The sequence below is a fragment of the Vibrio marinisediminis genome (genome assembly GCF_014050145.1).
Lineage (GTDB): Bacteria > Pseudomonadota > Gammaproteobacteria > Enterobacterales > Vibrionaceae > Vibrio > Vibrio marinisediminis.
The window spans coordinates 1-337 of record NZ_JACFYF010000089.1 but is presented as its reverse complement, the minus strand read 5'-3'; the positions used below and the strand labels follow the sequence as shown (position 1 = coordinate 337).

Genomic DNA, 337 nt, shown 5'->3' with positions numbered 1-337 from the left:
TCACCCTTGGCACCATCGTTGCCGGGGGCACCATTGTTTCCTCGGGGACCAGCAGGACCTGCGGGACCTTGTACACCACGTTCACCAGGGAAACCTCTCTCGCCTCTTGCGCCAGAGGGTCCAGGGGCACCAAGGTCTCCAGGAACACCCTGTTCACCAGGCTTGCCTGCTTCACCAGGAGGACCGGCAGGACCAGGAAGACCCTGGAATCCAGGGGAGCCAGCGGGACCTTGTTCACCTCTCTCACCAGCAGGACCAGCAGGGCCAGGGGCTCCCTGAGCTCCAGCTTCTCCATCTTTGCCAGCAGGACCAACAGCGCCAGGGGGTCCGGGAAGGC

1 pseudogene is annotated in these 337 nt (G+C 64.1%); it reads right to left on the bottom strand.

Features of this window, described 5'->3' with window-relative positions:
- Positions 1 to 337 (bottom strand): annotated as a pseudogene (locus H2O73_RS20420) (hypothetical protein); the annotation flags it as partial.